This window comes from Mammaliicoccus sp. C-M13, assembly GCF_022386845.1.
Classification (GTDB): Bacteria; Bacillota; Bacilli; order Staphylococcales; family Staphylococcaceae; genus Mammaliicoccus; species Mammaliicoccus lentus.
In genome coordinates this window covers 127,386-138,160 of record NZ_JAJNHQ010000009.1, presented here as the reverse complement: position 1 = coordinate 138,160, position 10,775 = coordinate 127,386, and the positions used below count along the sequence as shown (strand labels likewise).

Genomic DNA, 10,775 nt, shown 5'->3' with positions numbered 1-10,775 from the left:
AAAAATCAAACAGATTTATTTTGTTAATACATTCTAAAAAACCAATGGTTGATTACTTCTAAAGATATTACACATAAATATGGACTTGACTCTATATCAAATAAATTCAGTATAAAATCACATTGAAAATAGGAGAAATGAAGCTCTAACGTACTTGTTTATGTACTCTAGCCCGTTAGAGCTTTAAACATCCTTTTTCATCGCATAAAAAAGAGTCCAGACATTATTCATGTCTGGACTCTTTAAAAAGTATTCAAATTTTAGTGAATGTAGTTGTAAGAACCAGCTTCTGAAGCTGAGATAGTACGAGAAGATACAACACCTTCGCCTTGGTAGTTCATTTCAGAAACTTCGATTGAACCGTCTGAGTTTACATTTTCAACGTATGCTACGTGACCAAATGCACCAGCAGATGATTGTAAGATTGAACCTTCTTTAGGTGTATTGTTTACTGTGTGTCCATCAGCTGCTGCGTTTGAAGCCCATTGGTTAGCATTGCCCCAAGTTGAGCTGATAGGATCTCCATCTTCCATTTTTTTATCGAAGATATAATAAGTACATTGTCCAGCTGTGTATAAGTTAGCTGATGAGCCTGTAGTTTGTGTTGCTGTTTGAGTGAATGAAGAATTAATTGATCCATTCATGTTTGAAGTATTGAAATTTTGGCTATAGTTACTAGTGTAGTTGTAATTATAGTTTTGAGTTTGAGTTTGTTGTACATTTTGGTTTTGGTCAAATGTATCAGCAGAAGCTTCTCCATTCCCTATAATTGTTGTAGCTAATCCCGTAGTTAATACTGCAATCGTTGTTAATTTTTTCATTTTAAATATTCCTCCGTAAATTTCGTATATGTTTAATTTTATAATTTATATTTTAAGTGTGTGTCGTTTTCCGACGACAAAATATACTCTAACAGATGAAATTGAGTTTGTGTGTATTTTCATCGAGTTGTTACTTAATCATAACCTTATAAAATCTTTTAGTAATATTTAAATAGAAATATGACATGCAGTAATATAGGATATAGCCCATCAATATAGGGTTTTTTAATGAATTGTGAGAATACTTATGTCATTTTCTTGTAATAATTCATTTATATCACATGTAAAACAAAAGAAGTAGTTGGTGAAATATACAACTACTTCTTTTATTATAAAAAATTGTAAGAAATCTTCATTTATTAGAAAGGGGTTTGATATATGAAGAGGCTACCAACACTTTTTGAAGCAGTATCAACTATTGTGGTCATGGGGATAATAGTTTTAATAGGTTTTGGAATTTTACAATTCCCAATACAACCATTGCTTATTTTAGCAGCTATATATGCTGGCTTTATAGCAATAAGAGTAGGCTTGAGTTGGGAAGAAATACAAGATGGTATTACTAAAAGATTAGCTACTGCTATGCCTGCAATTTTTATTATTATTGCTGTAGGTATATTAATTGGTACTTGGATGTTTTCTGGCACTGTACCTGCACTTATTTATTATGGTTTAGAAATGATAAATCCTACATATTTCTTAGTAACAGCTTTTATTATTACAGCAGTAACTTCTGTAGCGACTGGAACTGCATGGGGATCAGTAGGTACAGCAGGGATTGCATTGATGGCTATAGGAAGTGAAATGAATATACCAGCAGGCATGATTGCTGGTGTTGTTATAGCAGGTGGCGTGTTTGGTGATAAAATGTCGCCGTTATCTGATACTACTAATTTAGCTGCCCTTGTAACTAAAGTAAATATATTTCACCATATAAGACATATGATGTGGACTACAGTTCCAGCATCAGTAATCGGCCTTGTAATATGGTTCTTTGCAGGTTTACAATTTAATGCTGAAAACGTTGAAAGTAAACGTATTAATACTTTATTAGGCAATATTGATACAGCTTTTAATTTAAATTTTTGGGTTTGGGTACCTGTAATTGTCATTGTTATAGGCATAAGTATGGGTAAGCCAACAGTGCCAATGATGCTATTATCAAGTGCAGTAGCTATGGTTGTTGGTATATTTAACAATGGTTTTGATTTAGTTGATGCTTTTAACGTTACAATGAATGGTTTTGATATAAGTATGACATCTTTATCAAATAATGATGCATCAAATTCTATGGTAGAACTTGTAAAACGTGGTGGCATAATGAGTATGACAGAAATAATTGTTACAATTTTTTGTGGTTATGCTTTCGCGGGAATTGTAGAAGCTTCTGGCAGTTTAAAAGTAATACTGTCAACAATATCTAGTAAAATAAGTAAAGATTCACATCTTATATTTGTAACTATTGCTGGTAGCTTAATTTTAGTATTTGCTGCTGGTGTTGCATCAGTTGTTATTATTATGATTGGTGTATTATTAATGGATGTGTATGATGAAAGAAGTTTAGACAGAGTCAATCTGTCACGAACGCTAGAAGATTGTGGAACTATGGTATTACCATTTATTCCATGGGGTACATCTGGCATTTATTATAGAGATTTATTACATGTATCGTTAGGAGATTTCTTCTGGTGGGCAGTACCATGTTATCTATGCGTTATCTTCGCGGCATTTTATGGTATGACAGGTATTAGCATAAAAAAAGTAGATACTAAAGCATAAAAAAGAGCAATCATTATGATTGCTCTTTTTTTAAATATCTTAGTGAATGTAGTTGTAAGAACCTGCTTCAGTAGCTGAGATAGTACGAGTAGATACTACTCCAACTCCACCTGCATAGTTCATTTCAGAAACTTCAATTGAACCGTCTGAATTAACATTATCAACATATGCTACGTGACCGTATGCACCTGATGTTGATTGTAATACAGCACCTGATGAAGGTTTGTTATTTACAGTGTAACCTGATTGAGCAGCTGCGCTAGCCCAGTTATTTGCGTTACCCCAAGTGTTACCTAAGTCAGGACGCTTGTCGAATGCATAGTATGTACATTGACCAGCTGTGTATAAGTTAGCGCCTCCGCCATTTGATGGACGAGAAGTTGAAGTAGTTGTAGTGCTAACTTTTGAACTTGAGCTTGAAGTTGTAGTTTGGTTATCTGATGTTGGTGCTTGTGTAGTTGAAACGCGAACGTTATCTTGGTTTGAAGAAGCAGTATTTGTAGCTCCTAAACCTCCACCGTTTGGTGCAGCATTGAATGCTGGTTGTGAATAATTTGTATTAGAAGAAGCTTCAGTATTATTTGAGCTAGTATTGTTAGCTACTTGTTGTTGAGCTTCGTTACCGTATGATTGAGTTGAAGGGTTCCAGTTCCCTTTCCAAGTGTAGTGATAGTTACCTTGTTGATCAATTGTGTAGCTGTATTCATAAGAATGTGGATCATTTGGGTTATAACCTTGGTTATTTTCTGCCGCATCTGCGTCATGTGCCATAAATGTTGCAATTCCTGCTGTTGCAATTGCTGCTGTTGCTATTTTTTTCATAATGTAAAAATCCTCCTAGATAATTTAAAAATGTTTTCGTATATGTTTTGTAATTTATAAGTTTTTTTCTCTGCTGTTTATCAACAAAATCTACTTTAGCAGAAATTGAATGCTTTGTGTTGAATGTTAAAGCTTTGTAATTTAATTTAAATATCTTAAGATTTCATGTAATAATTCTGAACACTTTTATATGAGTTTAAAATGCTTTAATAACAGTATTTATAAGCGTTTTTCTTTTAAAATATTTTTTATTGTTACACGATTGTAATATTTAAGACATAAATAAATATTTGACTTTATAAATTTATATCAACTGATTCATACTACCTTACTAAAAAATATTGATTTTAACGAAATTAAATAAGTACAAAATTTCATAATAAAAAGTCAGAAATAAAGTATTTTTATCAATAATTTTTGAATTATAATTACTTTACTTATTAATAAGGTTTTGCAAGTTAAATAGAGGTGTTAGTTATGCTACATGATTGTAATTTGAAAATTTATCATCCGTTGAATATACAATATGAATTTAATTTAGGAATTATTGTCCTATATATAATAGAAGGAAAAGCAAGTATTTCTATTAATCATTCTAAAAATGAATATAAAAGTGGCGATGTCATTATCATAAATGATCTTGAACTTTTTGGTGTCATCACCAATAAAGATACAATCATCGCCTGTCTTACACTCTCGAGGATAGAATTAGATGAAATATATCATTTTAATAAGCGTTATTTTCTAAATCCAAATAAAATAGATAATGCTTTATTAAAGGCGCGCATGATTAAACTCATTTCTAATTATTTAAATAGGGAAGGTAGGGAGAATAGGAATGTTTTAGAAAGTATATTTGGAAGTATTAATGATGTAGCAAAATTACTCTTCGATTCAAGAGTTATTGACGATAATTACTTAAATTATGGCCGAGATAAAGTATATTCTGATATAGCGAATACTATAGATTATGTTTATAAGAATAATAAAAATAAAATAACAATAGCAGAGGTAGCCAGGACCAGCCTATATTCAAAAAGGAAACTTTCAAATAAATTAAGGCAACATACAGGTAGGAAATTTACCGATTTATTAAAAGACGTAAGATTGATTTATAGTAGTTATGAATTAATGTACACTGCTCACACTTTATCTCAAATTGCTATAGATAATGGATATAGTAATGAAAGTAGCTTTATAAAAAATTTTAGAGAGCGATACGATATTACACCGGGGAAATTTAGAAAACAAATGTATCAAGATGAATATTTTTCGTTTCGTAATGATAAGACATCTTTAATGGATGATTTTTCAATGTTACGGGAATTCATTAGAGAATCAGAAATGAGTTTAATTGTAGAGGATAATATAGAAATTGATATGAGAGATGTTCAATCATCAAATGTATTATCACCTGATTTACTTGTTTATGTTACTCATAAGGAAACTTTAACAAACCAGTATCACCAATCTAAGTTATTATGCATGCGTAGAGAATACGGTAAATATTGTTTATTGTTCTCACATGCATTACTTTGTGAATTTTACGAACTAGGTTTTGAAGATAACAAAATCATTGATCAAATATTTTCATTTTGCTTAGAAAACCAATTTGATATTTCATTTGAAATTCAATTGAATAAGCATTCTAGTTTAAATAACTTTTTAATTTATTTTGAAAAGTTATTAATTTATTTGACTGAATGTACATATTATTACGGAATGCAATCGTTTAAGTTTTATATTGATACTTCTTATCAGCAATTCAATATTATAACTGAGACAATTTCTAAATATTTAGTAGATGCAACCATGATTCTCATTTTAAACACTCGCAATGATTATTTAGCTCATCGAATGTCTCACAAATTGGACTCGCATTTTCTTATATCATATAAAATAAAAAATGAAACTGATATTAACAAGGAAATAAGCGAAAAATTTAAAGATATCCCTTCGTTCAACATTTTATACCAACCTAAATTTCCTAATAGAATTACATCACTTGTTTCAATATTTAAATGGAGTGTATTTCATAATGAAAAAGTAACGATGCTTATAAATGACATATGGATAGATAGTATGATTCCTTCTCAAAGCAGCCATTTTATGATTAAAGAAAAACAATCAAACATTGAAAGCCAAAGACAACTGTTTGAATTGATGTTAACACTGAAAAGATTAAGAGGAGAAATTGTTTATTTTAATGAGCATATATTATTAACGAATTATTTTTATGAATATCAATTACTCGTGTTTCCAAATACACATAGTTTTAAAATGATGCATCAAAGAATAAAAATGAAAAATATAGAAATAAATAGTTTTGTATGTAGGCCAAATAATATCATCATAAGCGAAAACACTAAGCTAGGTAATAATGAATTGTTAACGAACATGGATTTAGAATTGAGAGAAGTAAGTATTGTGAAAGAACCAAATAATCTAATTGTTCAATATTATTCATCACCAAGTTTTATTAAACATATCTATATAAAAATAAAATAAATTTAATTAATTAAGGTGGTTTTTATAAATGAATAAGCAAATTAATGATTTATTAAGAATGAATTATGTAAATAGCCAAGTAAAGAAATACTTAAAAAAAGAATTTGAAATTAATATGTATCACTTGAAAATATTAAAATATATGTATAATCGTAAAGAACAATCATCTTTTACTACAGGAGAACTTAAAGCATTGCTAAATATAAATCAGACAATGTTAACGCATGTCATTTCATACTTAGAAGATTTAGATTATTATGAAAAGCAACGTGCAAAAGACGATGAGAGAAAAATACTTATAATAGTAGAAACTCGTCACAGAATAAAAATTGAAACTTTAATTCATCAAGTAACAAAAGATTTAAAAACATTATTAATTGAAAGATATGACACTATCAATACAAATCAGATAATAGAAGTTACGCTTTATATAAATGACCAATTAGTTTCAATAAAAAAAGATATTGTAGAGGGATATCGTTTAAGTATGGATCAATTAATGTTATTGATACTTATTCAACAATATCAAAATGAAGTATGCACATTGAAAGCAATAAAACTTAAATTTAATTGGGATATGGTGAAGATTAATAAAGCTGTTAAAGCATTAGTCAAACTAAACTATGTTATGAAATATAGAAATGAACAAGATGAAAGAATGGTACTTGTTTCAATAAAGAAGAGTGCTGAAGAGGAAGTAAATAAAATAATTAATAAGTTATTTATATTAAATACATTCGATTATAGAGGAAGGGATAAGGCTATGATAAAATGAAATCAATAAATACTTATTGAAGGAGATAATGTATGAATCAATTTCATTTTAAAGAAAACTTCTTCGGATCTTCTACAAAGCCCATCGACGTTTTCAATCAGTATGAAGAACCAGTTTATAAATTGAGTTTATATTATACATCAACGCATCAAGAAACTTTTGCGATTTTAGGAAGAAAAAAACATAATTTTATCATTGAATTTCAAGGTGGAAATTATTCTGTACTCCAAGAGAAAAGTTTAGAAGGTAAACTTAAAACGCCTTTTAAAACAGTATGGGAAGTTTTTAAGAACGATAAAAAAATAGGTGTTGTTGAAACTAAAATAGGTTGGAAACCTAAAATGATATTTAAAGGTATAAACAATGATGAATTAGTATTTGAATCTGGATTTATCTCTAGATCAGTAAGAGTAACAAATCAGCGAAACCAAGTTTTGATGGAAACAAAGTCTGAAAGGTTTAAAATTGCTTCGAATCATCAAATTGATATTCAAACGAATGATTATCATCCTGCTATGCTTATTATGTTATTCCAAGTATTTTTTGAATATCAAGAATATCAACGTAGTAAATCAAATTAGAATATAAAGTTAAAGGAAGATAACAATATGTTTAAATTTCTTAAAAAAAGAAAGAATGTCTCGACAGAAACGCATGTTACATCCATACCTAAACATATAGAAGGCATGACACTTGTAGATGCTTATTATATACAAGACGATCAAGTAGCAGAATATATTAAAAATCGAGAAAGATATCGAGATGCTCTCATTTATGTATTAGGTCTCTATTTTTCTACCGTAGAAGTGATGTTTGAAGGAAGTGTTGATGGGGAGGCAGTAGTAGCTTTTGAAAATAATATCCCTATTAAATGTATTTATTTAGATCCTATGACAATTGATGATATAAGGAATTTGGAATTAACAAAACCTTTAAAAGAAGCATTACTAGAATATTGTAAATTGAATGAATAAACAATCTCTAAATACGCCCTTAAAAGTTTTCATTTTTGATGTTTACTTTTAAGGGCGTATTTAAGTATAGAAATTTAAATCTTTATTTAACAAGAACCTTGACATTTATTAAAATAGTATTATAATTATATCTAGTATAAATAGTATATCGAGGTGAGAATATGAAGTTTGAATTAGGTCTTTCCTCTTTTGCAGAGTTATCTCCTGTCGATGGTACTGATAAACCTTTCACAGCATCAGAAAGAATCAATCAAATTGTAGAAGAAATTATTTTAGCTGATAAAGTAGGATTGGATATATATGGTTTAGGTGAGCATCATCGAGAAGATTATGCAGTATCTGATCCAGTATCTGTATTAGCAGCAGCAGCTCCTCAAACAAATCGAATAAGATTATCTTCTGCCGTGACAGTCCTTTCTTCAGATGATCCAGTGAGAGTTTACCAAAGATTTGCAACTCTAGATGCATTGAGCAATGGTAGAGCTGAAATTATGGCTGGGAGAGGTTCATTTATAGAGTCATTTCCTTTGTTTGGATATGATTTGAAAGATTATGATATTTTGTATAAAGAGAAACTAGATTTATTGTTAAATATTAATGAGAATAAAACTGTTAATTGGCAAGGATCAACAAGACCATCAATTAATGGATTAGATGTTTATCCAAGAGCTGTACAAGAGAAATTACCTATTTGGTTGGCAACAGGAGGAAATCCAGAATCATCTATGAGAGCGGGGGAATTGGGCTTGCCTATTACTTATGCTATTATAGGTGGTGCGCCAAGTCGTTTTAAACGCAATGTAGCGATGTATAAAGCGATAGCTGAATCTAAAGGACATGATGTAAGTAAGTTACCTATTGCTACGCATTCTTGGGGTTATGTAGCAGAATCTGATGAAATAGCTAAACAAGAATACTATCCTTCTAGTGCTTATGTTATTAATCAATTAGGCATAGAAAGAGGATGGCCGATGTACTCAATCGAAAAATTTGAACAAGAAATTGTTCATGGCGCATTATTTGTTGGTAGTCCAGAAACAGTTGCAACCAAAATCATTAAGCTTCATGAAGATCTTGGTATAACAAGGTTTATGCTTCATTTACCAGTAGGCTCTATGCCTCATGAAAAAGTGATGAAATCTATTAAACTATTAGGCGAAAAAGTTAAGCCAATTGTTGATGATTATATGAAAAATAAGGAGGAAATTTAGTAATGTTAAGATATTTATTAAACGTATATGTAGGTAAAGAGTTATTTAAAGCTAGTCAACCGAAAGTAAAAAACGATGACGGTATGGCTCAACAATTTGAACAAGGATTTGGTCTTTCTAGAAACGCAATGAAATTAACTGGTGGACTTGAAGTATTAGGTTCAGCATTTCTATTCTTAAGTGCATTCAGCAAAACATTCTCAAGATTAGGATCGTTAATTATTGGATCAGTATTATCAGTAGCAGCTTATAAACACTATGAAGCGGGCCACGGTTTTAAAGGATCTAAGCATGCATTACAATTATTAGGTTTATCTGCATTAAGCTTTATCGATACACTAGGTAAGAAAAAATAATTATTAATCATAATAATGAACAGGTTGGGACTACTAAATCTTTTTAATAAAACGAGATTTCTTTCCCACACCCAATTTAAAAGTAGTAAAAATTCTTGATTCGTTAAGAGTTTTTACTACTTTTTTTGTTTGAAAACAGGTTTAACTACTATTTCTATTTTTATATTTTAAAAGTAATTATTATTAAAATATTAAGAACTTTAAAATAAAGACGATAGTAAATATTTTAGTTTCTATTCCATAAAAGTATTGATATTAAAGAGATTTATAGGATTTAATGGAAGTTAATTTCCTGTTTTTACAAATTTTGTTGAATGTTTTTAAAACTTATTATAAAATAATAAATAAATAAAAATTCATTGTGTTGAAAAGGAAAAATATGCTATAAGAAAGATAAAATGCTTAATCGACCAATTCAACAAATAGCTATTTTAACTTGGGGAGTGGTAAGCAATGGAAGCCGTACAAATTAGAAATGTAGTAGAATTAGTTACAGTTAGCAAGAAAGCCAAAGAACATTTAACAAAAATAAAAAGCCAATTTGTATTAACATTTGAAGAACTATATATATTAGTTTATATATATAAAGGTGAAAAGGATTGCTATAATGTTAAAGATATTATAAAAAATTCAAAGTTTAAGCCTTATTATATATCTAAAGCAGTTCAAAATTTAAAAGAAAAAGGTTTAATTTCTAAAAAGAGAAACGATAAAGATGAAAGAACTGTAGCAATTGAAGTCTCAAAAATACAACATCGAAAAATTAAAAATTTGCTAATGGAAATTGAAGGAGAAGTTTTATAAAAATCGAAAGTGTGCCTTATTAGGGACACTTTTTATCTTTATTAAATAAATTTTAAGGAGTTATGAAATTATGAAAGTGTTGTTATCTGTAAAGCCAAAAAGCCAGTTGTTTCCTATACCGATGGTTATGGGGTGTGAAGGTGTAGCAAGTTCAATGTTACTGAATTATTATTATAAAAAAATTGATGCTATAACTATAATGAAAGATTGGCCAACACATATTGATAACCCTAAAAAAGGTTATGTAGGCAATCAATTTTTAATTAGCTTTATAAGACACCAAAGTATATTTCCTAATGTTTTAGCACCTTACCTTAATAAGTTTGATGCAGATTTGGTAGACGGTACAGGTACAACACTGTATGAATTAGAGAACATATTAGCAAAAAAACATCCGGTTTTAATTTATCATACAAAATTAGGTCAATCGCCTGTTTGGAAAACATTTAAAATAGGAAGAAATAATAAAAAGTTAGTTTCAAATATACATGTAACACTATTAATAGGATTTGATGAACATTTTTATTATTATATTGATCCTCTATGGAAGCAATATAATAAGCTAATATTACCAGCTTTTTGGCCTTCTAAAGCTCAAATCATTAAAATAGAAAAAAATAAGATGGCTGAAAGTTATAATAAACCAGGAAAAATGTGTATTTTTAAAAAAATATAATTAATTTCAAAATAATATGTTATAAAGTTGTAACATTTGATATGATAAT

Annotated in this window: 11 protein-coding genes; 9 read left to right on the top strand and 2 right to left on the bottom strand. The window is 29.2% G+C overall.

The window, feature by feature from the left end:
• Positions 1 to 260: 260 nt before the first annotated feature.
• On the bottom strand, positions 261 to 821 hold the full coding sequence (locus LQ615_RS08875) for a CHAP domain-containing protein (protein WP_017000909.1): 561 nt from the start codon (positions 819 to 821) through the stop codon (positions 261 to 263).
• Positions 822 to 1,199: 378 nt separating this feature from the next.
• On the opposite strand from LQ615_RS08875, the gene nhaC reads away from it, so the two are divergent.
• Positions 1,200 to 2,600, top strand: a complete 1,401-nt coding sequence (gene nhaC, locus LQ615_RS08870; protein WP_135021054.1) for a Na+/H+ antiporter NhaC — start codon at positions 1,200 to 1,202, stop codon at positions 2,598 to 2,600.
• Between the two features lie 39 nt (positions 2,601 to 2,639).
• Here nhaC and LQ615_RS08865 read toward each other — a convergent pair whose 3' ends face one another.
• Complete coding sequence (locus LQ615_RS08865; RefSeq protein WP_017000912.1) at positions 2,640 to 3,422, bottom strand: CHAP domain-containing protein; 783 nt, start codon at positions 3,420 to 3,422, stop codon at positions 2,640 to 2,642.
• A 477-nt stretch (positions 3,423 to 3,899) separates the two neighbouring features.
• Between LQ615_RS08865 and LQ615_RS08860 the strand changes: the two genes are divergently transcribed.
• From LQ615_RS08860 to LQ615_RS08825, 8 genes are all read left to right on the top strand, one after another.
• Positions 3,900 to 5,930: a helix-turn-helix transcriptional regulator gene (locus LQ615_RS08860; RefSeq protein WP_135021057.1), complete on the top strand. Its 2,031-nt coding sequence runs from the start codon at positions 3,900 to 3,902 to the stop codon at positions 5,928 to 5,930.
• 28 nt (positions 5,931 to 5,958) lie between these two features.
• A complete protein-coding gene (locus LQ615_RS08855; protein WP_103268993.1) occupies positions 5,959 to 6,705 on the top strand; it encodes a transcriptional regulator, SarA/Rot family in 747 nt (248 codons plus the stop codon).
• A 32-nt stretch (positions 6,706 to 6,737) separates the two neighbouring features.
• Positions 6,738 to 7,286, top strand: a complete 549-nt coding sequence (locus tag LQ615_RS08850) for a tubby C-terminal domain-like protein (protein WP_017000919.1) — start codon at positions 6,738 to 6,740, stop codon at positions 7,284 to 7,286.
• 27 nt (positions 7,287 to 7,313) lie between these two features.
• Positions 7,314 to 7,679, top strand: coding sequence for a hypothetical protein (locus LQ615_RS08845; protein ID WP_239703988.1), 366 nt, complete (start codon positions 7,314 to 7,316; stop codon positions 7,677 to 7,679).
• Between the two features lie 161 nt (positions 7,680 to 7,840).
• Positions 7,841 to 8,890 carry an LLM class flavin-dependent oxidoreductase gene (locus LQ615_RS08840; RefSeq protein WP_239703987.1) on the top strand — a complete coding sequence of 350 codons (1,050 nt, stop codon included), beginning with the start codon at positions 7,841 to 7,843 and terminating at the stop codon, positions 8,888 to 8,890.
• Between the two features lie 2 nt (positions 8,891 to 8,892).
• Positions 8,893 to 9,246 carry a hypothetical protein gene (locus LQ615_RS08835; protein ID WP_239703986.1) on the top strand — a complete coding sequence of 118 codons (354 nt, stop codon included), beginning with the start codon at positions 8,893 to 8,895 and terminating at the stop codon, positions 9,244 to 9,246.
• A 453-nt stretch (positions 9,247 to 9,699) separates the two neighbouring features.
• Positions 9,700 to 10,050, top strand: coding sequence for a transcriptional regulator, SarA/Rot family (locus tag LQ615_RS08830; protein WP_017000925.1), 351 nt, complete (start codon positions 9,700 to 9,702; stop codon positions 10,048 to 10,050).
• A 70-nt stretch (positions 10,051 to 10,120) separates the two neighbouring features.
• Positions 10,121 to 10,726, top strand: coding sequence for a C39 family peptidase (locus tag LQ615_RS08825; protein ID WP_231051571.1), 606 nt, complete (start codon positions 10,121 to 10,123; stop codon positions 10,724 to 10,726).
• Positions 10,727 to 10,775: the final 49 nt, after the last annotated feature.